This is a genomic window from Clostridium sp. HBUAS56010 (assembly GCF_007115105.1).
Taxonomy (GTDB): domain Bacteria; phylum Bacillota; class Clostridia; order Lachnospirales; family Lachnospiraceae; genus Lacrimispora.
The window spans coordinates 173,504-200,240 of sequence record NZ_SULJ01000004.1; the positions used below are offsets into that span (position 1 = coordinate 173,504).

The following is a 26,737-nucleotide window of genomic DNA, read 5'->3' on the forward strand; positions in this document are numbered from 1 at the left end:
CACATCGTACAATTTTACCAGTTATCACAATTATTTTCCATAAATTTCCACAATAAAAAGGAAAGTGTTCCTCTCTGCTCCATCAGGCGTTTCCGGCATGGGCAATTAATTCACGAAAAGACTCTTCAAAACGCTTGTCATCTTCTGTCGTTCTTTTTCTCCTTTTACCATTAAAAAATGCGGGTCAGGTCTATGAGCCTGCCCCGCATATACGGATTCTTAAAAACGGAATTTATCTTCAAAGTAAGCTTTCAGCTCTGCAACCGGAACACGGACCTGTTCCATGGTATCACGGTCACGAACAGTTACAGCGTGATCCTCCTCTGAATCAAAGTCATAAGTAATACAGAAAGGAGTTCCAATCTCGTCCTGTCTTCTATAGCGTTTTCCAATATTACCTCTGTCATCAAACTCACAGTTATAATATCTGGAAAGTTCCTGAAATACTTTTTCTGCACCGTCGTTGAGCTTTTTGGATAATGGAAGCACACCGATTTTCACAGGAGCAATGGCAGGATGGAAATGAAGAACGGTACGTACATCTCCCTCTGCAATCTCTTCCTCATCGTATGCTGCACAAAGGAATGCAAGGGTCACACGGTCAGCGCCAAGAGAGGGTTCAATCACATATGGAATATAACGCTCTTTCTTCTCGTCATCAAAATAAGTCAGATCCTGACCGGATGTGGTCTGGTGCTGCTTTAAATCATAATCGGTTCTGTCAGCAATTCCCCATAATTCTCCCCAGCCGAATGGGAACAGGAATTCAATATCCGAAGTCGCCTTGCTGTAGAAAGAAAGTTCTTCTTTCTCATGATCCCGGACACGCATCTCCTCTTCTTTAATTCCAAGGGTCTTTAACCAGTTGATGCAGGTCTCTTTCCAGTAAGCAAACCACTCTAAATCTGTATCAGGCTCACAGAAGAACTCCAGTTCCATCTGCTCAAATTCTCTGGTACGGAAAGTAAAGTTTCCTGGAGTGATCTCATTACGGAAAGACTTGCCAACCTGACCAATTCCAAAAGGAATCTTCTTTCTGGAGGTTCTCTGGACATTCTTAAAGTTTACAAAAATACCCTGAGCAGTCTCTGGTCTTAAATATACAGTATTTTTAGCATCCTCTGTCACACCCTGAAAGGTCTTAAACATTAAGTTGAACTGGCGGATATCAGTAAAATCATGTTTGCCGCAGCTTGGACAGCAGATATTCTTCTCATCAATATATGCTTTCATCTCTTCCTGAGACCAGGCATCTACCGACCCTTCTATAACAATGCCGTTTGCAGCCATATAATCTTCGATGATCTTATCTGCACGGAAACGTTCTTTGCAGGCCTTGCAGTCCATAAGCGGATCGGAGAAACCTCCTAAGTGTCCTGATGCAATCCAGGTCTGGGAATTCATCAAAATCGCACAGTCCACTCCCACATTGTAGGGACTCTCCTGAATGAATTTCTGCCACCATGCCTTTTTTACGTTATTCTTAAGCTCCACACCTAAGTTTCCGTAATCCCATGTATTGGCAAGACCTCCATAAATCTCAGAGCCAGGGTAAACAAATCCTCTTGATTTTGCAAGTCCTACAATCTTTTCCATTGTCTTTTCCATGATCTTAACCTCTCTTATTTAAAAATAATGTAATTCTTTCCCTCTGCTGCCTGCACTGTATGAGAATCTTTTATAACAACATTGTCAGAAACAAACAACAGCTTTCCACCGGTCTGAATGGTGACAGGATTCTTTGTCTCCACAACAACTGCATGGCTCTGTTCTTTTCCGCTGAGCGCCTTATTATCTGCCTTTGCCTTCTTTTTATCGTCCGCTTTTAAAAGCACAACGCCTTCTGACTGGCTTTGCCCATATATATCAGAAAAAGAGCTGACTTTTATGGAATCAACCTGATTGGCTTTGTCTTCATATTCGGCAGTAAAGCCTGCCAGGTCATCCCCTGTTCCATATTGGAATACCATGGTTGCAATGCCCTTTTCCATCGAACAGGAATCTAAGGTAACCGCTCCTTCCCCATGGTTCTGGTTATAAGATGCTGCAGCCTCTTCTAAGTACGTTTTCAGTTCTTCCACATCATAGTAATCCTGCTCTGCATACGTTTCTACGGTTGCAGTCTGAAGAACCCCATCTCCTTTTACAAAGATTCTGCTGCTTTCTGCATTCAGCGCATTACCGCCTGCCCTTCCAAGACAGCCAGTCAGCATTCCTGCTGCAAGCACTGCTGCAAGAAACATTCTCTTTTTCTTCATGCTTTTCCTCCTTGCAATTGGATTCCAGGAAATTATACCAAATCCCTCCTGTCATTTCAATACTTTACTCCCCATCATGGTCTGTAAAATCTCAAGGGAATGAAACTCCCTGTCCACATAGCGTTTCTTGTTGATTTCCACGCAGCGGGCAAATTCTTCCAGCACAGTCTCCGTAAGAGTAAAAGTATAAAGATGCTCCATGGGGGAAGCAATTACATATTCCCATGCGTAATTAGCAGAATCGCTAACTGAACGGGGCGGTGACTCTGTATATTCACCGCTTAACACCATGGCTTTTAACTCAAAGATTCTCTGGACCAGCTGGTTTTTTAACGCCGGTTTTAACAGCGCCCGTACAGACTGGTATAGAAGTTTCAGCAGTCCTGTTCCATTTTCGTTCTCCCTGGAATAATAATCTGCCAGCTCCAGAAAATAAGAGCCATAGCAGGTTCCCTCCATATCAATGGTCAGATCTTCAAAATAATTGCTGATCTCCGCTGACTGGAGGGTATAGGAATCCCTTCCTTCGAACAGCGAAAACTCTCCGAAAGCAAACGGTCTGCCAACCGCCATCAATTGATTGCCAGGTCTTCTTGCGCCTCTGGCAAATGCTGTGATCTTTCCCCGTTCCCTGGTAAGAATCACAAGGCGCTTATCCATCTCTCCCACAGGGAAGGCTTTGATTACCATCCCCGTCAGCTTTACAACTTCCCTCAATTTTTACCACCATTTTAAATGTCTTTTTGATTGTAACCATAATTCTTCATATACAGTTCACTGTCCCGCCATTCCTTGCGGACCTTTACCCAGAGCTGCAGATTCACTTTTGTATCCAATAAATCTTCAATCTCTCTTCTTGCCTGACTTCCGATTCGTTTTAACATGGCACCGCCTTTTCCGATGATGATTCCCTTGTGGGATTCTCTCTCGCAGACAATGTTGGCTTCCAAATCAATGATTCCGTTTTCCCGTTCTTTCATCTTCTCCACAGTTACTGCAATTCCATGGGGAATCTCGTCTTTTAAAAGACGAAGAGCTTTTTCCCTGATCAGCTCTGCGGAAATCTGACGCATAGGCTGGTCGGTTACCGTATCTTCATCGTAATACTGAGGACCATAGGGAAGATATTTATAAATCAGTTCCAGCATTAAATCTGTATTCTTCCCTTTTAAAGCAGAAAGAGGAACGATCTCCGCAAAAGGACAGATATCCTTATACGCATCAATGAAGATAAGAATCTCTTCCTGGTTTTTTACCGTATCAATCTTGTTGATCACTAAAATGACAGGGGTTTTTACAGACCTGAGCTGTTCTGCAATATGCTGTTCTCCGGCTCCGATAAAAGTAGAAGGTTCCACCAGCCACAGCACCACATCCACTTCCTTTAAGGTATGCTCTGCCACGCTTACCATATACTCTCCAAGTTTGTTTTTCGCCTTGTGAATCCCAGGTGTATCAAGAAAGATAATCTGTCCCCGGTCATCGGTATACACGGTCTGAATCTTATTTCTGGTTGTCTGCGGCTTATCGGATGTAATGGCAATCTTCTGACCGATTAAGTGGTTCATGAGTGTGGACTTGCCTACATTGGGCCGTCCAATCAGAGTTACAAATCCTGATTTATAATTAGTTTCCATATGGATTCTCCTTTGTGTTATGAGTGGAATAAGTTCTTCGTCTCAAAAAAGAGATCCTTATCCGCTGTTATTTTTTCTTCATTTCCAACGACGCACAGGCTTCCGGTCTTAAGAACCGCTTTTACAAGAGGCGCCAGATTACGGATGTCTGCCTGAGTGGCATTTAATACTTCTTCTCTTTCTCTGTCAATCATCTCCTGATCCACTCCGGAAAGATAGGCAGAAAGCCCTCGGTTTCCTCTGGTAGAGGGCGGATAAGGAACATCCATATCACTGATGGTGCCGATGACATATTTCGTCATGTCACGGTCCTCCACTTTAAAGGTATTTAAATACTCCACCACACCTTCATAGATCTGATTGGTCTCTTTTAAATTGGGATCACGGTAAGAAGCAAAATATCCTTCCCCAGACCTTCCAAAACCGCTCATACAGCCGTAAGCTCCACCTTTTACTCTTAGATTCAGCCACAGATAATCGTAGCTTAAAATCACTTTTAAGATCTTAAGTGCACCGGTATAAACTTCCCCGCTGTCTAAAAAGCTTCCGCATCTTGCTACATAATTCACCTGGGAAGCAGTTGTAAAGCCCTCGTTTTTATTCCCTGCTTTATATTCAAACGGATATCGGATATCGTCCCCTTTTGGCAGTACACTGGTAAGTTTCTTCATTGCCCCTGGAAGACGCTGATACCCTTCTTCATCTGCGGTGTAGCTGACAAGCATATTGCCGGTGGTAAAAAGCTTTGCCATTACAGATTTAAAACGGGCAATCACTGCTTTTTTATCCTGGGCAAATTCCTTCTCCAGCTGTTCCAGGAATTCGTAATATCCAATTCCTCCTGTCAGATCATTATAAGCAGAGGTTTTAGAAAAATAGGAGGTTGCTCTTGCAACGGCTGCGGAATGACTGGCACCTTCCAGCTTCATTCTGGCTCTTGATCTGGTCTCACTGATCACTTCTCCCACCCTTTTTTCATCATCTAAAATGGAGCGGGTCAGAATCTCTGCCAAAATGGAAAATCCAAAGTCCACCTTGTCGTAAAGCACTCTGGCATTTGCCAGAAATACCCCCTTAAACTCACCCTTATTCTTTAAATCCGGATAAGAAGTCATGCTAAAGCTGACTCCGCCGCTGTTTAAATGAATCTCACTGGTTAAGTCTCCATAACTGAAGTTCTCCGTATTCACATACCCAAGAAGGGATTTTAAAAATGCGGCATATGGCAGGTCTTTTTGAGGAACGGCAGAAGTATCAAATAACACTTTCAGATAACCGATTCCAGAGGTAAACATCTCATGGTGAACCACCTTGATGCCGTCTTCCTCCTTCTCTTCCCATACAATCTTCTCCGCTTCCCTGCTGATATCTTCCCGTTTCAGCATGGGAATCTTCTCTAAATCCTTCTGGGGGGATGGTGTCTCCTGATACTCTTTTAACGAACGGGTCTGTTCTACCAGGTTTTCAATCTCTTTCCGGGAAAGGGATGCTTTATAAGCAGCCAGCTTCTTAGCAGTCTTCTCATCCTCTATTGCGGTCAGATTCTTCCTGGGACTTACGGTCAGCACCGCTTCAAACGGATTATCCAGAAGATATTCCTTAATCAACAGTTCAAAATATCCATCGTCCACAACCTTTTTCAAATAATCAAAGGTCTCCTGATATTCCAGATGAGTCATGGGATCTCCGTCATAAAGCCAGCTATCCAGACACTGGAGACCATACATCAGTCCTTTTGGTGCAGAACCATAGTCCGCTTCCCGATAACGGAATTCGTAATAATTCATTCCTGCTTTTAAGCTTTTCCGGTTGATTCCTTCATTGGCGAGTTTCCGTAAAGTGCCTTTTACCACGGCAAGAAACTCTCCCTTCTGATCAGCATTGGCATTCTTTGCAATTACAGAGAAGTAAGGCTGTAAAATTCCGCTGTCATATCCACCCAAAATGTCCTGACCGATTCCTGCATCAATCAATGCCTGTTTTAAAGGTGCTCCAGGCGCATCAAGAAGAGTGTATTCCAGAATCTGGAATGCAACATAGTGAATGGGATCTAAATTGTTGCCCATAACGGTATGAATGGAAAGATAGGTCGCATTCTCCTCAGACTCTCCTTCTGTAATGGAATAAAAAGTCTCTGCTTCTACCGGCTTTTCAAAAGGTTTCTGGGAAGAAATTCTGGAATCAATGGAAATCTCCTCATAATGGCTTAAATATTCCTGATCCAGCCATGTAAGCTTCTCTTCCATGTCCATGTCACCATAGAGGTAGATATAGCTGTTGGAGGGATGATAGTATCTTTTGTGGAAATTGAGGAAATCTTCATAAGTGAGATCAGGAATGAATGCCGGATCTCCTCCAGATTCCTGTCCATAACAGTTCTCTGGGAAAAGAATCTTTCTTGTAAAACGGTCCAGCACTTCTTCCGGAGAAGAAAAGGCCCCCTTCATCTCATTATATACAACACCATTATAAATCAGATCTGCATCTGCATTCTCCAGCTCATAATGCCAGCCTTCCTGCATAAAGATCTTCGGTTCTTTATAAATATTGGGATGAAGAACTGCATCCATATAGACATTCATCAGATTCTGAAAATCTTTTTCATTACAGCTCGCAACAGGGTATACGGTTTTGTCCGGATATGTCATTGCATTTAAAAAAGTGTTTAAAGAACCTTTTACCAGTTCTACAAACGGGTCTTTTACCGGGAACTTATCAGAGCCGCAAAGCACGCTGTGTTCCAGGATATGAGCCACACCGGTACTGTCTTCCGGCGGAGTCCGAAAACCAATGGAAAATACTTTATTGTCATCTTCACAGGATACAGCGAAAATTCTTGCCCCACTTTTTTTATGACGAAGCACGCTTCCAGATGCCTGGATCTCTTTTATCTCTTTTTCTTCCACAACCTCATAGGCGGGAATCTTCTTCATATCTATCATTCTATTTTATTCCTCCTGCACAATCCGTATTATTTACATATTGCCCACTAATTTGTCTTTTAATATCGCAGCACACTCTCTTATACAAAAGTGTACAAAAAGAACCGGGTCTGAGTCACTGGAAATTCCATAAATATCCTCAAATCCCCACTTCTTTGCAATCTGCTGGGCCCGAAATACATGAAAATCGCTGGTTAATACTCCAATCTTAACAGGCTTGTCCGGCACCAGTTCATAGGTTCCCGGCTCCATGATCACCGGATCTCTCTGATTCTCTGATTTTCTGGCTTCCTGATCCTCTAAAATGGCAACCCTGCTATATGCAATATTCTCTACTGTGCTGTAGGAGCGCATCTCCAAAATCAACTGCTCCTCAGGCACTCCGTTAAAAACAAGGTAATCCCTCATGGCTTCCGCCTCACTGACCGGCTCATCTTCTCCTTTGGCACCGGATAAAACCAGTATGGTTCCTGGATTGTCCTCCAGATAATCAATTGCCTTGTCCAGACGCTTTTTTAAGGATTTGCTGATTCCATCCTCTTTTACTCTTGCACCTAAAACAATCACATAGTCAAGTCTTGACGTGTCACGGGCTGCAACGCCGGTAAACACCAGAACTTCAACTATAACAAATACGAAAAGCCCTGTACCGCATACCGTTAAAACAGATACAGGCAGCCACAGGGGAACTCTGTCTTTATGTTTCAGATAACCATCCCATCCCAGGCGGAGCATAACACAAACAGCCGCAAGCACCAGCCACACAAGAGAAAAGGAGGTGGTCAGCCCGGAATACATAACAATTATGACATAATAGATTACACAGAAAACAGCTATCAGCCATAAAATCCACATAATAGGCAAACCTCCGTTCTTACGTTTTAAATCAAGGTAATTTCTGGGTATTATACTTTTATAGCATACCACAAGAAGCCCATTTCTACAACTGCCAGGACAAAGGGATAAAAAAAGCCCGGCAGAATAATTATTTTCATTCATTCTCTGCCTGACTTTTTCAATCGTCCTAACTTTATGCTTCCATTTCACTGCGGCGTAAAATGTCGTACTGCTCCATCTCAACCCCCAGGTCCACATAGATGATCTGTCTTGCGTGAGGAGCACTTTCCTGGGAAATCCCCTCTTCGCTATAGATTCCCTTTACGACTGCCTGTATGTTTCTGCCGTCAGGTTTCATCACTTCAATGGTCTCTCCTACAGAAAACTTATTCTTCTGCTCCATACGGGCAAATCCTCTTTCATCAATGGATTCAATGGTTCCAATATAGGTATAATTTTTTACATAAGTATTGTTGTCATAGATCTGTGTGGTGGAATCTGCTTTTCCAAAATAAAATCCAGTGGTAAATTCCCTGTAGGTGCACTTGCCGATCTCTGAACGGTACCAGTCCATATTGGTCTTATAAAGCTCCGGATCCTTGTTGTAGTCATCAATTGCTTTCCGGTAAGTTCTTGTTACAGTTGCCACATACAACGCCGTCTTCATACGGCCTTCAATCTTAAAGCTGTCGATTCCTGCATCTATCATCTCCGGAATATGTTCAATCATACATAAGTCCTTGGAGTTAAAGATATAAGTGCCCCGCTCATTTTCATAAACAGGCATATACTCACCTGGACGCTTTTCCTCTACAATCGAATATTTCCAGCGGCAGGGATGAGTGCAGGCACCCTGGTTGGCATCTCTTCCCGTCATAAAGTTACTGAGCAGACAGCGTCCTGAATAAGACATGCACATGGCACCGTGCATAAAGCTTTCGATCTCCATATCATCGGGAATCTGGTTCCGTATCTCTTTGATCTCTTTTAAAGACAATTCTCTTGCTGTCACCACACGCTTAGCACCAAGCTGATGCCAGAATAAATAGGTTCCATAGTTGGTATTGTTCGCCTGGGTGCTGATATGGATCTCCATATTCGGAATGATCCGTTTTGCAATGGCAAATACTCCTGGATCAGATATAATTAAGGCATCGGGACGGATGTCCTTTAATTCTTCAAAATACTGTTCCACTCCGGCAAGATCTTCATTATGAGCCAGAATATTGGCTGTAATATATACTTTCACTCCGTGCTCATGGGCAAATGCAATGCCCTCACGGATTTCATCCTGTGTAAAATTCTTTGCCTTGGCACGAAGACCAAAGGCTTCTCCACCCAGGTAAACAGCGTCCGCACCATAAACCACTGCGGTCTTTAATACGTCTAAGCTGCCTGCCGGGATCAAAAGTTCCGTCTTTCTCATGAAACTCCTCTCTTGTAGTTGTGCTGCTTTACTTCTTGATACTGACCGTGATTCCATCACCAATCGGAATAATGGTGGTAATTAAAAGCGGGGAATGTTTTAATTCATACAAATATTCCCGCATCCGGCTGTGAATGGTACGGTTTCTCCGTTCTACCGCAAAACGGGACTCAACAATATCACCATCCTGAAGCACATTATCGGATATAAGCATTGCTCCGCTTCTCATCAGTTTTAAAACTGCAGGAAGCCAGGTCAGATACTGCCCTTTGGCGGCATCCATAAAGACAAGGTCAAAGGGGCCGCAAAGCCCCTCTAATGCTTCTTTCGCATCCCCCTCTAATAAGGTAATACGGTTCGTCTCCCCTGCCTTTTCAAAGTTTGCCCTTGCCACCGGTATCCTTTTTTCATACTTTTCTATAGTTGTAATATGACAGTCAGAGGGCATGACCTGAGCCATCAGTAAAGTGGAATATCCAACTGCTGTTCCAACTTCTAAGATGGCATCAGGATTCATGGCTGCTGTCATGGTCTTTAAAAATGCAGCAGTCTCTTCCCGGATCACCGGAACCCCCTCCTGTCTCGCTTTCTTTCCAATCTGATAAATAAGGGGACTTTCATCCGGTTCTAAGGACCTTATATAATCAGTAATCCGTTGATTTCCTATCATTCTTTGCCTTCCTTTTCCTCTGTATTCTCATTCATCATCTGAAGGATATCCCTGGAGGTCATGGAAGTATTAAAGGTGTAGCTTCCTGGATTGGTTTTATAATCAAAAAACTTCGCCTGTATCATAAAGGAATATTCATTGGCAATCAGACCTTTTTCCTTCAACCGCTTCGCTACGCTGCTAACAGCAGCACCCGGTTCTATGGTTATATCCTTATCCTGTCCGGGTTCTGCTTCCATGGCTGCTGCATGGAAGATCTCGTAGCCGAACTCATACCCTCTGGTCACTCCTTCAAACAGAAAGAGGACCAGAAAAGCAAGGACGATAAGCCTTATGGATATGGCAATAATCGCTCCGGTTATTTTATTGATTTCTTTTGTCATCCGGCTCATAAAATTCCATTCCTTTCATGTTAAAGGCACGGTTATTCTTCGCTTATTCCTATACTTCCATGATAATCGGAAGTATCATAGGATTACGCTTCATTCTCTTCCAGAGGAAATCGCTTAAGCTGTCTCTGATAATATTCTTGATCTTACCCCAGTCATTAATATGACGGTCCAGACAATCCTGTACTGCATCATTGACAATTCCTCTTGCCTCTTCCATTAAATCTTCCGATTCTCTCACATAGACAAAGCCTCTGGATACAATATCCGGTCCTGCTAAAAGCTGGTTGGAATACTTCTCCAATGTAAGAACCACTACAATAATACCGTTCTGTGCAAGGTTCTGTCTGTCTCTCAATACAATATTTCCCACATCTCCAACGCCAAGTCCATCCACTAAAATGGCTCCTGACTGAACATGATCCACAATCTTACATGATTCCTGACCTAATTCCACAACATCACCAGAAGACATGATAATTACATTTTCTTTTGGCATTCCCATAGCCTGAACCAGCTTCTTCTGTGCCATTAAATGTCTGTATTCTCCATGAACCGGTATGGAATACTTGGGGCGAACCAGCGCATACATCAGCTTGATCTCTTCCTGACAGGCATGTCCGGATACATGAGTATCCTCGCAGATTACTTCTGCACCCTTCACGGAAAGCTCATTGACAACTTTTGAAACTGCCTTTTCATTGCCTGGAATCGGATTAGAGCTTAAAATGATTACATCGTTTGGCTTAATGGATACTTTTTTATGGGTGCTGCCTGCCATACGGGACAGAGCTGCCATGGATTCTCCCTGGCTTCCTGTGGTAATTAAGACAGTCTGCTCTTCCGGATAATTTTTTAAGTGGTCAATATCAATTAAGGTTCCCTCCGGAATATTGATGTATCCAAGTTCGCTGGCTGTTCCAATGACGTTAACCATACTCCGTCCTTCTACTACCACCTTACGTCCGTACTTTGCCGCAGAGTTGATAACCTGCTGCACACGGTCAACGTTGGATGCGAAAGTCGCTACGATAATACGGTTGGTCTTATGGTCTGCAAATATATTGTCAAATGTCTTGCCTACGGTCTTCTCCGAAGGAGTAAACCCTGGTCTTATGGCATTGGTACTGTCACATAAGAGTGCAAGAACACCTTTCTTTCCAAGTTCTGCAAAACGCTCTAAATCTGCAATCTCTCCAAATACAGGAGTATAATCAATCTTAAAGTCTCCGGTATGAAGAATAACGCCTGCCGGTGAGAAAATGGCAAGGGCAGAAGCATCTGCAATGCTGTGGTTCGTCTTAATAAATTCAATCCGGAAGCAGCCAAGGTTAATGGACTGCCCGTGTTTGATTACTTTTCTCTTTGTGTTCTTTAAAAGATTATGTTCCTTTAACTTGTTCTCAATGAGGCCGATGGTCAGCTTTGTCCCATAAACCGGCACATTGATATCCCTTAAAATGTAAGGAAGGGCTCCAATATGATCCTCATGACCATGAGTAATTACAAATCCCTTTACCTTTTCAATATTCTGTTTTAAGTAGGAAACGTCTGGGATTACCAAATCAATTCCAAGCATGTCATCGGTTGGGAATGCCAGTCCGCAGTCCACAACGATGATGCTGTCTTCACATTCAAAAGCAGTGATATTCATACCAATCTGCTCCATTCCGCCTAAGGGAATGATTTTTACTTTCGCATTGATGTCTTGTTTTTTCAATCTTTTACCTCCATTTTATTATTTTCCGCTCTGTCTGGTTTTGCCTGCCCTGCGGCATCTAAGCAATATTCATAAAAGTTCCCATAAAACAACGACTGTCCAGTCAGATCAAAGATCTCTTTTTTGCAGTCCGCTGCCTTCTGGCATCTGCCATGAGTTTCAGCACCAGCATAAAATGCCGGTTTATTAACGTTTCTTCCTTACTCCCTGTCACTTTTCAATATCTACATCAGCTCCGTCGAGCAGTTCGGAAAATATCTTAAATAAATAATCTATCTCGTTATCATCTTCTACGAATTCATACAAAGCTTCGGATTCTTCCTGCTTTGATAAATCTTTTAAGACGTAACATTCACCTTCATCATCATCATCTGCCGCATCGGTCACCAACAGATAATTCATACCGCTTATTCTGGTCTCTTCCAGAACATAAAAATCCACATAATCCCCTTCTTCTGTTGTCAGGGTAATCTTCTTTTCTTCGCTCATGCCTTATCTCCCGTTGCCAGGCTATCTAAATAACCTTGCAGAATCAGTCCTGCTGCCACTTTATCAATGACGGCTTTTCTATGTTCTCTTCTTACTCCGCTTTCCATTAAGATCCGTTCCGATGCAACGGTAGTCAGTCTTTCATCCCAAAGGATTATTGGAAGACCCGTCCGCCTGGCAAGCATTTCTTTAAACTGTTCTGTTTTCTCAGCCCGGTCACCTATGGTATTATTCATATTCTTAGGATATCCCAAAACGATGGTTTCAATCTCATATTCCCGAATCAATTCTTCAATCCGGGCACAGGTTTTTCTCAGTTTATTCTCGTCTTCCCTCGTAATTGTCTCCACACCCTGGGCAGTTATACCCAGTAAATCGGAGACTGCAACTCCTACAGTTTTAGAACCGTAATCTAATCCCATGATTCTCATATTTTTTTCTCCACGTCAAATTTATGCAACAAAACAAAGCTGGTGCGCAGCCAACTGTATAAAAACAAACTGCCAGAATCCGCCTTTTCACTTCATCTGACAGCTAGACTTAAAGATTATCCACGTCGTTACTTTAACATCGTATTAATATAAACACTCATCAACTCTTCCAGAATCTCGTCCCGCTCCACTTTCATGATCAGACTTCTGGCATTCTTATGACTGGTTATATAAGTTGGATCTCCTGACATAATATATCCCACGATCTGGTTAATCGGATTATATCCCTTCTCTGTAAGGGCAATATAAACCTGCTCCAGAACCTGACTTACGTCCATTTTATTTTCCTGCACTGCTTTGAAAAATTGTGTGTTATGAATATCGCCCATGTTCCTCACGTCCTTTAACTGTTCTATTATATTCTAAACCATAATCTCAATTTCGGCAAGACAAAAATTAATTTTGTCCATCTATGTTTAAAAATATTACTTCTTCATTGAGCATTTCGCCAAGAATTCCTGTTACGATTTTCCCTTTTAAGCCCTCTTTATAAGGAACCACTGCTTTTACATATTCTCTGGTATGACCGATCATATAAGTCTTTCCATTAAGCTCAAAGGTTTCTTCCATAAGAACTTCTGCCTTGCTTCCCACAAAGGATCTGCGGTATTCTATGGACATTTCCTTTTCCAGCTTTAATAATTCATTACTTCTTGCGGTTTTTTCTGATTCCGGCACCTGATCCGGCATTTCGGCTGCTCTGGTTCCGTTTCTTTTAGAGTATTTGAACACATGCATTTCATAAAAACGCACCTTTTCCAGATATTGTCTGGTAACTTCAAATTCTTCTCTGGTCTCTCCAGGAAAACCTACAATTACGTCTGTGGTAATTGCCGGATTGCAAAACGCTTTTCTTAAAATGCCGCAGCAGTCATAATATTCTTTTGCAGTATAGTGGCGATTCATTCGCTTTAACGTATTGTCACAGCCGCTTTGCAGGGATAAATGAAAATGAGGGCATATCTTATCCAGTTTTGATAAGACATCAACGAATTCTTCGGTTACAATCCTCGGTTCCAGAGAACCGAAACGAATTCTTTTTAATCCTTCGATCTTATGAATGCGGACAATCAGATCCAAAAGAGTGATCCGCTCTTCTTCCTTAAAATCTTTTCCATAAGAACTTAAATGGATTCCCGTAAGCACGATCTCCTGGTATCCTGATTCAGTCAGACGGGTAATCTCCTCTGCCACTTCTTCCGGTCTGCGGCTGCGGACCTGTCCTCTTGTATAGGGAATGATGCAGTAGCTGCAAAACTGGTTGCAGCCGTCCTGGACTTTAATAAAGGCTCTTGTATGATCTGCAATTTTGTCAATTGACAGACTTTCATATTCTCTGGTCCCCCGGATATCAATGATGGTGTCTTCCGGTTCTTCCTCTCTGCCGGAAAAATAATCTTCCAGAATGGAAACCAGCTCTGTCTTTTTATTATTTCCGATCACAAGGTCCACTGCCTCATCTTTTTTCAGTTCTTCACCTGCTGCCTGGACATAGCAGCCGGCTGCTACCACCACTGCTTTGGGGTTTAAGTTCTTTGCCCGGTGAAGCATCTGTCTGGATTTGCGGTCCGCAATATTGGTGACCGAACATGTATTAATGATATAAACATCCGCCTCCTGCGCAAAGGGGACAATCTCATATCCTGCGTTTTCCAGAAGCTGCTGCATCGCCTCTGTTTCGTATGAATTCACCTTGCATCCAAGGTTGTGCAGGGCTGCCTTTCTCATTTTATTTTCTCCTATCTAAATTATCGTTCTATTCTGATTTTTTTCATATAAAATTACCATTGACTTTTACATAATATGCCAGTAGTATGAAAGGGAAATGAGGGTCATTCTCTCAATAAAAAAGAGTCCATTAAAGGAGGGTTTTTATATGAAAACAGTTCGTATTTCTTTAAATTCCATTGACAAAGTAAAATCTTTTGTAAATGATCTGACAAAGTTTGATACTGATTTTGATCTTGTTTCCGGCAGATATGTAATCGACGCAAAGTCAATTATGGGCATTTTCAGCCTGGATCTTTCCAAACCAATTGATTTAAACATTCATTCCGAGAATGAAGTTGATGAAATCGTTAAGATTTTATCTCCCTATATTGTCGATTAATGAAGAATCAGATTTTAAAATGGGGCCCGGCCTTTGATGCCGGTCCCCTTTTTATTTCATTTCTTTAACACCAGACTTTTTCTACGGTGCTGATGGCTGTTTCCACCAGTTCTTCGATCTTCTCCGCCAGTTTTTCTTCGGAACGCTCAATCATCTTTAAATTAGGTTTCGTTACCGGATGCTTTGCCACAAATATGGTACAGCAGTCTTCAAAGGGAAGAACAGAGGTTTCATAAGTGCCGATCTTTTCTGCCACATCCACAATCTCCTGCTTGTCAAATCCAATAACCGGACGAAATACAGGAATCGTTGCTGCTGCATCGGTTGCTGCCAGAGACTGCATGGTCTGGGAAGCCACCTGCCCAATGCTCTCTCCGGTAATCAGAGCCGAAGCACCGCTTTCTTCTGCCAGCCGTTCTGCAATCTGCATCATATAACGTCTCATAATAATGGTAAGCTCCTCATGAGGGCATTTGTCATAGATATAGAGCTGAATATCCGTAAAGTTCACAATATGAAGACGGATTGGACCGGAATATCTGGAAACCAGTTTCGCAAGATCCACAACCTTCTGCTTTGCACGGTCGCTGGTATAAGGCGGCGCATGAAAGTATACGGCATCAATCTTCACGCCTCGTTTTGCAATCATATAACCTGCTACCGGACTGTCAATTCCTCCAGATAAGAGAAGCATGGCTTTTCCATTGGTTCCAACCGGCATACCGCCAGGACCTGGAATCACATGGGAATAGATGTTGATTCGGTTTCGCACTTCCACATGAAGCATGACCTCCGGCTGATGAACATCTACTTTTGTCTCAGGGAATGTATGAAGAATAATCTCTCCAAGATCCCGGTTAATCTGCTCAGAATTTACCGGATATTGTTTGTTCCCTCTTCTTGTATGGACCTTAAAGGTAAAATTCTTATCTTCATAAAATTCTTCCACATAAGATAATACCTGTTTTTTCAAATCTTCATATCCAGTATCCTCTACCTGAACCATAGGACAGATAGCAGCAATTCCAAAAATTCGTTTTAAAGCAGCTACCACCTCATCAAAATCGTACTCTGATTCTGCTGTGGCATAGATTCTCCCTGATTCTTTGGTAACCTCAAAATCTCCATCCACTCTCTTTAAAGAATGACGAATCTGGGTTACAAGGGCGTCTTCAAATAAATAACGGTTTTTCCCCTTTACGCCGATCTCAGCGTATTTAATTAAAAATGATTTATATTGCATCTGCTGTCCTTTCTCTTAAACTGCTTCTTATCCCCTCTGATAACGCCGGAGAACAGGAAGGAGTTCCTTTAACCTGTCTATACAGTAATCCACTTCTTCTCTTGTATTAAAGATTCCAAAACTGAACCGGAGGGTTGAATCTAAAAGCTCTTTTTTTACCCCGATTCCCTTTAAAGTGCCGCTGACCGCCGGATGATTGGAAGAACAGGCCGATCCTGAGGAGACAAAGACTCCCTTGTCTTCTAATGCGTGCAAAAGCACTTCGCTCCGGGTTCCCGAAAAACCGGCGCTGACGATCTGAGGGGCAGAACCCTCTCCTTTATAACTGTTAACAGTTACGCCCTCTAATTCACTTAACCGGTCAATCATATAATCTTTTAAATCAGTCAATGCCTGTATCTTTTCCTTGTGATTGGTATACATCATTCCTGCTGCCACTCCAAGACCTGCAATTCCGGGCACATTCTCCGTTCCCGAACGCAGTCCTCTTTGCTGACCGCCCCCATAGATCAGAGGTTTTATTTTTACCCTCTGGTCAATGTAGAGGAATCCCACACCTTTGGGTCCATGAATTTTATGAGCGCTGACCGATAACAGATCAATCCCCTGTCTTTTGGGACGGATCAGAAGCTTACCGTAAGCCTGAATGGCATCTACATGAAAAAGAATTGCCGGATTTTTCTTTTTTATTATCTTTGAAATTGCCTCCACCGGCTCCACTGCGCCGATTTCATTGTTCACATACATGACGGAAACCAGGATTGTCTCCGGACGAATTGCCTCTTCCAGTTCCTCTAAAGAAATGTGTCCCTTTGCATCCACAGAAAGATAGGTAACAGAAAATCCCTGTTCTTCCAGATATGCCAGCGGATTATACACCGATGGATGCTCAATCCCTGTGCTGATAATATGATTCCCTGCCCGCCTGTTTGCCATGGCAGTCTCAATTAATGCCATATTATTGGACTCAGAACCGCCTGAGGTGAACACAATCTCTTTGGCAGTAACCTTTAAAGTATCCGCAATGATTTCTGCAGCTTCTTTAATATAAGTCTCTGCTTCCATTCCTTTTTTATGCTTTGCAGAAGGATTGCCATAATCCTCTGTCATAGCTTTGATTACCACATCTTTTACCGGCTCCAGCACTCTGGTTGTCGCCGAGTTATCAAAATATACTTCCATTCTTTCTCTCACTCCTATGGTTCCAGTAACAATGACAGCATGGAAAGAACACAGAGTCCTGCTGTTTCTGTCCGTAAAATCCGTTTACCCAGGGAAATGGGACTGATGCCGGACTTTTGTGCAAGTTCAATCTCTGCGTCTTCAAATCCGCCCTCCGGTCCGATGAACACGCCAACACTCATTCCCGTCTTCACAGAAGAAAACATCTGTCTTGTAAAAGCCATCCCCTCCGCATGTTCAAAGGGAATCACATTCATGTCAAATTCTCTGGAAAAAGCAAACGCTTCCGAAAGGGTCATAACAGGAAGTACCTTAGGAACAAGGAGCCGGCCAGACTGTTTTGCTGCACTTTCAGAAACAGCGTTCCAGCGGCGCAGTTTGGATTCCTGTTTTTTCTTATCCAGTTTTACAATGGTCCTTCTTGTCTCTACCGGAATGACCTGATAGACCCCAAGCTCCACGCATTTCTGAATAATAAACTCCATCTTGTCACTTTTTGGAAGACCCTGAAAGAGATAAACCCTTGCCGGAAGTTCCCTTCCCCCTTCTTCCACGGACAAAATCTGTGCCGTCACTTCCGTTTTGGTCACAGAAAGAATCCGGCACAGATAATCCTTATCAATCCCATTGCTCAATAGAACTTCTTCGCCTGCACCCATGCGCAGTACATTCTTTATATGGTTCACATCCGGACCTGTAATAACAATGGTCTCTGGTCCCACCTGGTCCTGTTTCACAAAAAAGTGATACATCTTATTCCTCTTTCTACTTCTTTCTGACCGTTACGGAAACCCATTCGCCCTGATAGGTGATCTCAATCAGTTCAAAAGCCTGATTCTCTGCAAATGCCTGTTTTACTGCTTCCTCTTTCATATTAATGATTCCGGAAGTAATAAATATGGCACCTTTTTTCATATGAACTGGAATCTCCTTTTGGAGAAGAATGATAATATCTGCCAAAATATTGGCAACCACTACATCGTAAGCCTCCAGCCCCACTTCTTTTTTCACTTCTGGATCGTCAATGATATTTCCTTTTAAAACTTTGAATTTATCCGGAGCAATCCCGTTTGCTTCCATGTTCTCTTTTACTGCAACAATAGCATTCTCATCAAGATCTGTGCCGAAGACCTCCTTTGCTCCCAGCTTTAAGGCGGTAATTCCTAAAATACCGCTTCCTGTCCCCACATCAAGAATTCTGGTGTCTGGCGTCACATACTTTTTAAGCTGGCGGATGCAAAGCTGGGTGGTCTCATGCTGACCGGTTCCAAATGCAGTGCCTGGATCTATCTCAATTAAAAGCTTGTCCTTATGTTCTTCTGGTATCTCTTCCCAGGTTGGTTTAATGAGAATGTCATCAACCGTAAATGGCTTAAAATACTGTTTCCAGTTATTGATCCAGTCTTTATCCTCTGTCTCACTGGTCTCTATGGTACACGCCCCTAAATCAGTGAACATGGACAGTTCTTTCAGACCTTCGTCTACCTTTTTTAACATTCCGTCAATGTCCACATCGGAATCCGGATCAAGATAAAAACTCACCTTTGCAATTCCTTCATCAGGGGGAAGTTCTGGTAAAATATCAATAAACATGCCTTTTGTCTCTGCTTCCGTCAGAGGCGTATTGTCTTCAATTTCAATTCCTTCTATTCCGATTTCGTCAAACATGCTGCTCACTAAATCCACAGCCTGTGTGGTGGTGGTCAGTGTAAATTTCTTCCACTTCATTGCAATTCCCCTATCCTTTTATAATTTTCACAAACAGGCAGATGAGCACAATAAATATCACTGGGCGCACAATCTTTAACCCGTTCTTTACAACAAGACCTGATCCCACATAATGACCTGCAATGCTGAATATACCCGAGGCAATGCCAAGAGGAATCAGAACCTTTCCATTTATTAAAAATGTTACCAATGCCGCAACATTGGAAGATAAATTAATTACTTTCGTTGTGCCGGAAGCACTTCTTACATCCATACCGGCCAGTCCGGTCAGTAAAAGCAGTAAAAACGTCCCTGTTCCAGGACCGTAAAATCCATCGTAACAACCTACGGTAAAAGCAGATGCCATGGCAATGATGAGTTTTCTCTTATAGGAAATGTCCCGTTCTCTTTTCTTATCCAGGTCTTTATTTTTAAAAACATAAAAACCCACAATAGGAAGAACTACGATCATCATTCCTTTTAATATCCCTTCACTGGCAAGCAGTGACAAATGGGCACCAAGAACAGAACCCAGTATTGCAAAAAGTGCAGCGAGTAAAGACAGCTTCCCATCAATATACTTATTCCTGGCAAACCTTGCTGTGGAAACAACGGTTCCCATAGCTGAACTCATCTTATTGGTTCCAAGGGCAAGATGAGGCGGAATTCCTGCTGCCATATATGCGGGCAGGGATATCAGTCCCCCTCCCCCTGCAATGGAATCAATCACCCCTGCAAGAAAAACCAATGGACATACGATTAAATACTGGTACATAAAAGGGGTTCCTTTCTTTTGTCTAAACTAAACCACATGATATCATAACATACAATGAAATTGGTTGCAAGCGTATATAATCATAGAGGTTTTACGTGTTTTCCCCTCTTTTTTAAAAAAATTTAAAATTTTTAATAAAATATGCAATAAAAATACCAGCTTGTGCATTAACTAGTTGAACGGATGAAAAAGGCTTCTGTTTCGATCCGGATACAAGGGCAAAAAAACATATCAAGTAAACGAAATTCCTTGATGCATTACACCCCATCACACCCGCCTGAGTTTCTGGATTGAAACAGGATCTATTTTCACAAAATTACAATCTCAAGCAATAAAAAATTGTAATAAAAAAGAGGCATACCTGACGAACAATTATATGAACTGTCGGGTATGTCTCTTTTTTTACTTTAATGCCCCATCGGCACCTACCTGATATCCGTCAGGAGTTACGGTATTGACCAGAAGTCTTCCCTGGAACCCATCGGACATGGTATTAAAATAATAGGCTTTGCCGTCAACGATCTGCCAGCCAATTCTCATGGAACCTAACGTTCCATCATCCACGGGATTTAAGTAATAACGGTACCCGTTCTCATCGGTATACCAGCCAGTCAGCATATGACCGCCGGCATTAAACCGATACCAGCGGCTGTCAATCTGTCTCCAGCCATTCGAAGGCCAGGTCCCATCCCTATACTGAAACCACCAGCCCCCGGGACTGTAACGCCATCCTCTTTCATAGCTGTAACCGCCCGGTCCATCATCGTCTTCCTCTTCATCCTCATCCAGACAATCGAAAAAGGGATCTTCTCTAAATGTTGTACCCGAACCATGAAAACCAGGAAATCTACGGACTTCCTGGCTTTCATCAGCCATAATACTCATAGGAAATAACATCGTCAGAACCAGTAAAACTGCAACAAAAAACAGCTTTCTTTGAACTTTTCTCATTCTTTCCCTTCCTTCTCCTTAACATAACTACTGAGAACCTTTACTTAAAGATGCCCTTCTTTTTCGGCTTCTCTCCGTCTGTAATCCCCTTCATTGCATCATCAAACTTACGAAGAGCCTCTTTCTGGGCTTCTGTCATACGTTCGGGCACCTGAACAACCAGTGTCACATAATGATCTCCACGGACAGCACGATTTCTTAAAGACGGAACCCCTTTGCCTTTTAAGCGCACTTTAGTATCTGTCTGAGTTCCTGACTTCACTTCATATTCCACTTCACCATCTACTGTCTTGATGCGGATCGTTCCGCCAAGTGCGGCATCAGCAAATGAAACTGGAACGGTAGAAAAGATGCTGGTGTCCTGACGCTTGAAAATCGGATGGTTGGAAACGACTACTTCCACCAAAAGATCTCCTCTTTCTCCGCCATTGGTTCCTGGTTCTCCCACACCTGCCAGACGTACCGCCTGACCGTTATCAATTCCAGCCGGGAAATTTACTTTAATCTTCTTTCTCTTTGTCTTATATCCTGTTCCATAACAATCTGGGCATTTATCTTTAATCACCTTACCGGTTCCATCGCAATCCGGGCAGGTCTGAACATTCTGCACCTGACCAAAGAAAGACTGCTGGGTGTACATGATTTTCCCTTTTCCATTACATTTTGGACATGTAACCGGTGAAGTTCCTGCTTTGGCACCGCTTCCGTGACATGAAGCACATTCTTCTTTGTAATTGATCTCCGTCTCTTTTTCACAGCCAAAGATCGCCTCTTCAAAGGTAATACGCATACTGGTTCTGACATTTGCACCTCTTGATGGTCCATTGTAATTAGCGCCGCCTCTTGTTCGTCCGCCGCCGAAAATATCCCCGAAGATGTCTCCGAAAATATCTCCCATATCCGCTCCGCCAAAGTCAAATCCGCCGAATCCGCCGGCTCCGGCACTTCCGTCAAAAGCGGCTGATCCGAACTGGTCATACTGACGTCTCTTATCGGGGTCACTTAATACGCTGTAAGCCTCAGAAGCCTGTTTAAACTTCTCTGCAGCCGCAGCGTCACCAGAATTCGTATCCGGATGGTACTTCTTCGCTAATGCCCTGTAAGCCTTTTTTATTGCTGCATCATCTGCATCTTTTGGAACGCCCAGGATCTCATAATAATCTTTTTTACTCTCTGCCATCTTAGGTCTACCTTTCATAAACTAAGGAAATCCGGCAGGATACTTCCTGCCACTGCGGAAAAAGTGCTGTATCACTACAACACTTTTTCCAGAGCCCTGTCAATCGACCTGACTAGTTTACACCTCTTTGTAATCGCCGTCAACTACATCGGCATCCTGATAGGAAGCATCTGCTGCTCCTGCGTCAGCTCCTGCTGCTCCGCCCTGAGCCTGTGCCTGCTCATAAACTTTTGCAAACAGTGCCTGAGCACTTGTCATGAGTTTTTCCTTGCCTGCCTTAATATCCTCAACCTGTGCATCGGTCATCTCTTCAATCGGCGCACGATTGATGGCTTCTTTTAACGCATTGAGATCTGCTTCTACAACTGCTTTGTCATTGGCATCAATCTTATCTCCAACTTCCTGCAGTGCTTTCTCTGTCTGGAATACCATGGAATCTGCATCATTCCTTGCGTCAATTCCTTCCTTGCGTTTCTTATCCTGTGCTTCGTACTCTGCTGCTTCTCTTACTGCCTTATCAATATCGCCGTCAGACATATTAGAACCGGAAGTAATGGTGATGTGCTGTTCTTTTCCTGTTCCTAAATCTTTTGCAGATACATTTACGATACCATTGGCATCAATATCAAAGGTAACTTCGATCTGAGGAACACCTCTTCTTGCTGGTGGAATTCCATCAAGACGGAACTGGCCTAAGGTCTTATTATCTCTTGCGAACTGTCTCTCACCCTGTACTACATGAATATCAACGGCTGTCTGATTATCTGCTGCAGTAGAGAATACCTGACTCTTCTTTGTAGGAATGGTTGTATTTCTCTCAATGAGTCTGGTTGCAACACCACCCATTGTCTCGATGGATAAGGAAAGAGGTGTTACATCAAGAAGTAAAATATCGCCTGCGCCTTCATCTCCTGCAAGCTTACCACCCTGAATGCTGGCTCCAATTGCCACACACTCATCAGGGTTTAAGGATTTGGATGGCTCTTTACCGGTTAACTGTTTTACTTTTTCCTGTGCAGCTAACATACGGGTGGAACCGCCTACTAAGAGAACCTTTCCTAATTCTGCTGCTGTAATTCCTGCATCTTTTAATGCGTTCTGTACCGGAATGGTAGAGCGCTCAATTAAATCTGCTGTCAGCTCATCAAATTTTGCTCTGGTTAAGTTCATATCCAGATGCTTTGGTCCTTCTGCAGTTGCAGTGATGAAAGGAAGGTTGATGTTGGTGGTTGTAGCGGAAGAAAGTTCTTTCTTTGCCTTCTCTGCTGCTTCTTTTAATCTCTGCATTGCCATCTTATCACCGGATAAGTCAACGCCTTCTGTCTTCTTAAATTCATCTACCAGCCACTGGGTAACACGATTATCAAAGTCATCACCGCCAAGACGGGTATCACCGTTGGTGGAAAGTACTTCGATTACGCCATCGCCGATTTCAATATTGGAAACATCAAATGTACCGCCGCCTAAATCGTATACCATGATCTTCTGCTCTTTTTCATTATCAAGACCATAAGCTAAGGCTGCTGCTGTCGGCTCGTTGATAATACGTTTTACATCAAGACCTGCGATCTTACCTGCATCTTTGGTTGCCTGACGCTGTGCATCATTAAAATAAGCCGGTACCGTAATCACTGCTTCTGTTACTTTCTCGCCAAGATAAGCTTCTGCATCCGCTTTTAACTTCTGGAGAATCATTGCAGAGATTTCCTGAGGGCTGTAGTTCTTGCCGTCAATGGTCACTTTATAATCAGTACCCATATGTCTCTTAATGGAAGAGATGGTGCGGTCTGCGTTTGTTACTGCCTGACGTTTTGCCGGCTCTCCGACCAATCTCTCTCCATTCTTTGTGAATGCAACGACGGATGGTGTGGTTCTTACACCTTCACTGTTTGGAATTACAACTGGTTTACCGCCTTCCATAACGGCTACACAGCTATTTGTTGTACCTAAATCAATACCAATAATCTTGCCCATAGTTTTTTCCTCCTATTTGAAACAAATGTAAATTGTTTGCTGTCTTCTATCATCTATTTACTAATTAGCTACCTGAACCATGGAATGTCTGACCACAGTATCACGGTAGGTATAACCTTTTAACAATTCCTGGGAAACAACATTCTCTCCCAGAGATTCATCTTCAATGTGCATAACTGCATTATGGAAATTCGGATCAAATGGCTTGCCGACTGCTTCAATCGGTTTCACATCTGCCTCTTCCAGAGACTTTACAAGCTGTTTATAGATTTTCTCCATGCCTTCAGCAAATGGGGAATTCTTCTCCTCTTCCGGAATGGTTAAAAGACCTCTCTCGAAATTATCTACAACTGGTAAAATCCGTTCAATAATATCTTTTGCTCCAATTTCAAACATGGCTGATTTCTCTTTTTCTGTTCTCTTTCTAAAATTATCAAACTCAGCCATATTTCTCTGGAGACGGTCTGTCAGCTCTTCGATCTTCTCATCTTTTGGATCTTTCTTTTCTTTCTTTTTACCAAAGAAGCCTTTTTTTTCTGTTTCTTCTCTGGCTTCGTCTTCTGCCTTTTGATCTGCCTCTGAATTCAGCTCTTCTGCACAGGAATCTGCACCATCTATCTCTTCATCAGAGGAAACCGCATCAACAGGCTCTACTGCCTCGTCTGCCAGTTTTTCATCTGTTTTTACTTCTTCCATGCTCAATTCTTCTACCCTTACCTTTCATCTTTTTTCAATATTGTATCAAGCTGCGTCATAAGATTCCGCAGAGTGCTTAAAACCTTCTCATAATCCATGCGCTTGGGACCAATGATTCCAATGGTTCCCCGCAGTCCTTCGCCAAGCTCATAATTCGCTGTTACAATACTGCAATCCTTCATATTCTTGACAGGAGCTTCGTCGCCGATGTATACCTGGATTCCTGAACTGCTCTCAGAGTCATTGACATCATCCACCAGTTCCTGCAGCAGTTCCTTTTGTTCCAGTGTTCCAATCAGCTTGCTCGCCTTATCTCCATCGCTTAACTCCGGATATTTAAAAATGTTCGTAGCTCCGCTGGTATAAATCTGAAGGTCTTCATCATCTGCCCAGATCGCTGCTGCCACTTCTGTAAGAACCCGGTCCACAACCTCGCTGTGGGGACCTGCCTGGGCTTTCAGCCTGCTGATGACTTCAAGATTAATTTCTTCTATACTTAATCCGTTTAAGGCACTGTTAAGAAGAATGTTAAGATTCAATATTCCTTCGTCTGCCATCTCCCGATCCATGGGAATAATGGCATTCTTTATAATGTTCCCCTCTATGACAATAACTACAAGAAGCTTTCCTTCGTCTACTTTTGAAAGCTGGATAAACTTCAGTTTGTTACGATGATACTGGGGGGCACTTATCATGGCTGCATAATTGGTGTTCTGGGCGAGGAGCTTTGCCATCTGCTTTAATAAAACTTCAACCCGGTCTACCCTTTTTAGCATCATATCCTTGATCTCAGTAACTTCGTCTTCCTTTTCCTGCATGATCTGATCTACATAAAAGCGGTAACCTTTATCAGAAGGAATCCTGCCTGCCGAAGTATGAGGCTGGACAATATAACCCAGCTCTTCTAAATCAGACATCTCATTCCGGATGGTGGCGGAGCTTAAATTCAAATCGGTGTACTTTGATATCGTACGGGAACCAACCGGCTCTCCAGTTTCTAAATAAGTTTTAATGATGGCTTTTAAAATAATTACTTTCCGTTCATCAAGCTGGTCTTTATCCTTCAAACTGCCACTCTCCTTTCCTGATGCTTTGTTAGCACTCAACGTTTAGGAGTGCTAATATCTTCTTTCATAATATATGCTTTTTTTCTACATTTGTCAATACATCCGGGGAAAAAAATTAAGTTAAGATTTTATGACTTGTTTCTACATTTTCTCTTAGGATTCAAGTATTTATTACAAAGGTGTTGACAAATTCTTCTTGACATTTAACACTTTTGTAATATAATAGTTAATGATACACCATAACAACACGATTGCGAGGTAAATCATGAAGTGTTTTTCAGGTAAATTACGAATCACCGGGCTCCTGACATTCCTTTGTATCCTGCTGTTATCCATGACTGCAATGGCAGACGAGACAGCTGGGGGAGACCAGACAAAAGCAGATGCACAATCCGGGAATGTACAGACAGATCCCCAGACCATACACAAGGATACAGGAATAGAAGAAAGTAAAAAAGCCAATACAGAGCCGGAGATCGGACCTGGTATTAAGAAAGAAGCAGCAGAACCACCAAAGACAGAGCCAGAAGGACCTGTTTATGAAAAGGGAGCATCACTGGGAATTTTCTCTGCCACCGCTTACTGCCCAAGTAAGAGTGGAAAGATAGGAAAGACTTACTCCGGTACTGTTCCAAAAGCGCAGCATACGTTATCGGCTGATGTCACACTTCTGCCAATTGGTACAAAAGTGATGATTGATGATGTGATTTATACCGTGGAAGATACGGGGAGCAGCATTAAGGGCAATAAGATTGATATCTATTTTGCCAGCCGGGAAGAGGCACTGAAGTTTGGAAGACAGAAGAAAGAATTGTTTGCAGTGATTGTAAAATAATAGAACAAGTCTACATGGCACCCAGAAAAGTGATTGTATTCGCTTTCTGAGGTGCTTTTTTAATAGAAAAAGTGTAAAATATGTACTTGCACCTCATTTATTACGAAACTGTTACATATAATTATAATATAGTTAAATTATATTACATTCCGTAAAAA

General features: G+C 42.6%; 26 protein-coding genes. 2 read left to right on the forward strand and 24 right to left on the reverse strand.

Annotated elements, in window-relative coordinates; translation table 11 throughout:
- Positions 1–219: 219 nt before the first annotated feature.
- The 14 genes from FAY33_RS08900 to mtaB all read right to left on the reverse strand — a co-directional run bounded on the left by FAY33_RS08900 (position 220) and on the right by mtaB (position 14,587).
- Positions 220–1,608 carry a glycine--tRNA ligase gene (locus FAY33_RS08900; RefSeq protein ID WP_143320868.1) on the reverse strand — a complete coding sequence of 463 codons (1,389 nt, stop codon included), beginning with the start codon at positions 1,606–1,608 and terminating at the stop codon, positions 220–222.
- Positions 1,609–1,622: 14 nt separating this feature from the next.
- Positions 1,623–2,258 (reverse strand): hypothetical protein, encoded by a 636-nt coding sequence (locus FAY33_RS08905; RefSeq protein WP_143320869.1) that lies wholly within the window; start codon positions 2,256–2,258, stop codon positions 1,623–1,625.
- A 51-nt stretch (positions 2,259–2,309) separates the two neighbouring features.
- Positions 2,310–2,975: a DNA repair protein RecO gene (gene recO / locus FAY33_RS08910; RefSeq protein WP_143320870.1), complete on the reverse strand. Its 666-nt coding sequence runs from the start codon at positions 2,973–2,975 to the stop codon at positions 2,310–2,312.
- Between the two features lie 14 nt (positions 2,976–2,989).
- A complete protein-coding gene (gene era / locus FAY33_RS08915) occupies positions 2,990–3,895 on the reverse strand; it encodes a GTPase Era (protein WP_143320871.1) in 906 nt (301 codons plus the stop codon).
- 17 nt (positions 3,896–3,912) lie between these two features.
- The gene (locus FAY33_RS08920) at positions 3,913–6,837 is read right to left on the reverse strand and encodes an insulinase family protein (protein ID WP_143320872.1); all 2,925 of its coding nucleotides are present in this window, start codon (positions 6,835–6,837) and stop codon (positions 3,913–3,915) included.
- A 33-nt stretch (positions 6,838–6,870) separates the two neighbouring features.
- Positions 6,871–7,692 carry a YdcF family protein gene (locus tag FAY33_RS08925; RefSeq protein ID WP_143320873.1) on the reverse strand — a complete coding sequence of 274 codons (822 nt, stop codon included), beginning with the start codon at positions 7,690–7,692 and terminating at the stop codon, positions 6,871–6,873.
- Between the two features lie 175 nt (positions 7,693–7,867).
- Entirely contained in the window at positions 7,868–9,100 is a 1,233-nt protein-coding gene (locus tag FAY33_RS08930) for a U32 family peptidase (RefSeq protein ID WP_143320874.1), read from the reverse strand.
- Positions 9,101–9,128: 28 nt separating this feature from the next.
- The gene (locus tag FAY33_RS08935; protein WP_143320875.1) at positions 9,129–9,770 is read right to left on the reverse strand and encodes an O-methyltransferase; all 642 of its coding nucleotides are present in this window, start codon (positions 9,768–9,770) and stop codon (positions 9,129–9,131) included.
- Positions 9,767–10,162 (reverse strand): endolytic transglycosylase MltG, encoded by a 396-nt coding sequence (locus tag FAY33_RS08940; protein WP_143320876.1) that lies wholly within the window; start codon positions 10,160–10,162, stop codon positions 9,767–9,769. The genes FAY33_RS08935 and FAY33_RS08940 overlap by 4 nt, the downstream gene beginning before the upstream one ends.
- A 49-nt stretch (positions 10,163–10,211) precedes the next feature.
- On the reverse strand, positions 10,212–11,879 hold the full coding sequence (locus FAY33_RS08945) for a ribonuclease J (RefSeq protein WP_143320877.1): 1,668 nt from the start codon (positions 11,877–11,879) through the stop codon (positions 10,212–10,214).
- A 210-nt stretch (positions 11,880–12,089) separates the two neighbouring features.
- Entirely contained in the window at positions 12,090–12,368 is a 279-nt protein-coding gene (locus FAY33_RS08950) for a DUF1292 domain-containing protein (RefSeq protein WP_143320878.1), read from the reverse strand.
- Positions 12,365–12,799, reverse strand: a complete 435-nt coding sequence (gene ruvX, locus FAY33_RS08955; protein ID WP_143320879.1) for a Holliday junction resolvase RuvX — start codon at positions 12,797–12,799, stop codon at positions 12,365–12,367. Before ruvX ends, FAY33_RS08950 begins: the two co-directional genes overlap by 4 nt.
- A 128-nt stretch (positions 12,800–12,927) precedes the next feature.
- Positions 12,928–13,188 (reverse strand): IreB family regulatory phosphoprotein, encoded by a 261-nt coding sequence (locus FAY33_RS08960; protein ID WP_143320880.1) that lies wholly within the window; start codon positions 13,186–13,188, stop codon positions 12,928–12,930.
- A 67-nt stretch (positions 13,189–13,255) separates the two neighbouring features.
- Positions 13,256–14,587: a tRNA (N(6)-L-threonylcarbamoyladenosine(37)-C(2))-methylthiotransferase MtaB gene (gene mtaB, locus FAY33_RS08965; RefSeq protein WP_143320881.1), complete on the reverse strand. Its 1,332-nt coding sequence runs from the start codon at positions 14,585–14,587 to the stop codon at positions 13,256–13,258.
- Positions 14,588–14,735: 148 nt separating this feature from the next.
- Between mtaB and FAY33_RS08970 the strand changes: the two genes are divergently transcribed.
- Positions 14,736–14,969, forward strand: coding sequence for an HPr family phosphocarrier protein (locus FAY33_RS08970; protein ID WP_143320882.1), 234 nt, complete (start codon positions 14,736–14,738; stop codon positions 14,967–14,969).
- A 64-nt stretch (positions 14,970–15,033) separates the two neighbouring features.
- Here FAY33_RS08970 and thiI read toward each other — a convergent pair whose 3' ends face one another.
- The 10 genes from thiI to hrcA form a co-directional block, all read right to left on the reverse strand.
- Positions 15,034–16,212 (reverse strand): tRNA uracil 4-sulfurtransferase ThiI, encoded by a 1,179-nt coding sequence (thiI, locus tag FAY33_RS08975; protein ID WP_143320883.1) that lies wholly within the window; start codon positions 16,210–16,212, stop codon positions 15,034–15,036.
- A gap of 27 nt (positions 16,213–16,239) precedes the next feature.
- A complete protein-coding gene (locus FAY33_RS08980) occupies positions 16,240–17,394 on the reverse strand; it encodes a cysteine desulfurase family protein (protein ID WP_143320884.1) in 1,155 nt (384 codons plus the stop codon).
- A gap of 14 nt (positions 17,395–17,408) precedes the next feature.
- Complete coding sequence (locus tag FAY33_RS08985) at positions 17,409–18,146, reverse strand: 16S rRNA (uracil(1498)-N(3))-methyltransferase (RefSeq protein WP_143320885.1); 738 nt, start codon at positions 18,144–18,146, stop codon at positions 17,409–17,411.
- 13 nt (positions 18,147–18,159) lie between these two features.
- Positions 18,160–19,122 carry a 50S ribosomal protein L11 methyltransferase gene (gene prmA / locus FAY33_RS08990; RefSeq protein ID WP_143320886.1) on the reverse strand — a complete coding sequence of 321 codons (963 nt, stop codon included), beginning with the start codon at positions 19,120–19,122 and terminating at the stop codon, positions 18,160–18,162.
- Between the two features lie 10 nt (positions 19,123–19,132).
- Positions 19,133–19,876 (reverse strand): TSUP family transporter, encoded by a 744-nt coding sequence (locus FAY33_RS08995; protein ID WP_143320887.1) that lies wholly within the window; start codon positions 19,874–19,876, stop codon positions 19,133–19,135.
- 402 nt (positions 19,877–20,278) lie between these two features.
- Complete coding sequence (locus tag FAY33_RS09000) at positions 20,279–20,827, reverse strand: glucan-binding protein (protein WP_143320888.1); 549 nt, start codon at positions 20,825–20,827, stop codon at positions 20,279–20,281.
- A gap of 40 nt (positions 20,828–20,867) precedes the next feature.
- Positions 20,868–22,007 (reverse strand): molecular chaperone DnaJ, encoded by a 1,140-nt coding sequence (gene dnaJ / locus FAY33_RS09005; protein ID WP_143320889.1) that lies wholly within the window; start codon positions 22,005–22,007, stop codon positions 20,868–20,870.
- Positions 22,008–22,124: 117 nt separating this feature from the next.
- The gene (dnaK, locus tag FAY33_RS09010; protein WP_143320890.1) at positions 22,125–23,981 is read right to left on the reverse strand and encodes a molecular chaperone DnaK; all 1,857 of its coding nucleotides are present in this window, start codon (positions 23,979–23,981) and stop codon (positions 22,125–22,127) included.
- Positions 23,982–24,041: 60 nt separating this feature from the next.
- On the reverse strand, positions 24,042–24,677 hold the full coding sequence (gene grpE, locus FAY33_RS09015; RefSeq protein WP_143320891.1) for a nucleotide exchange factor GrpE: 636 nt from the start codon (positions 24,675–24,677) through the stop codon (positions 24,042–24,044).
- Positions 24,678–24,694: 17 nt separating this feature from the next.
- Positions 24,695–25,744, reverse strand: coding sequence for a heat-inducible transcriptional repressor HrcA (gene hrcA, locus FAY33_RS09020; protein ID WP_143320892.1), 1,050 nt, complete (start codon positions 25,742–25,744; stop codon positions 24,695–24,697).
- 265 nt (positions 25,745–26,009) lie between these two features.
- Between hrcA and FAY33_RS09025 the strand changes: the two genes are divergently transcribed.
- Positions 26,010–26,579 carry a 3D domain-containing protein gene (locus FAY33_RS09025; protein ID WP_143320893.1) on the forward strand — a complete coding sequence of 190 codons (570 nt, stop codon included), beginning with the start codon at positions 26,010–26,012 and terminating at the stop codon, positions 26,577–26,579.
- Positions 26,580–26,737 lie beyond the last annotated feature (158 nt).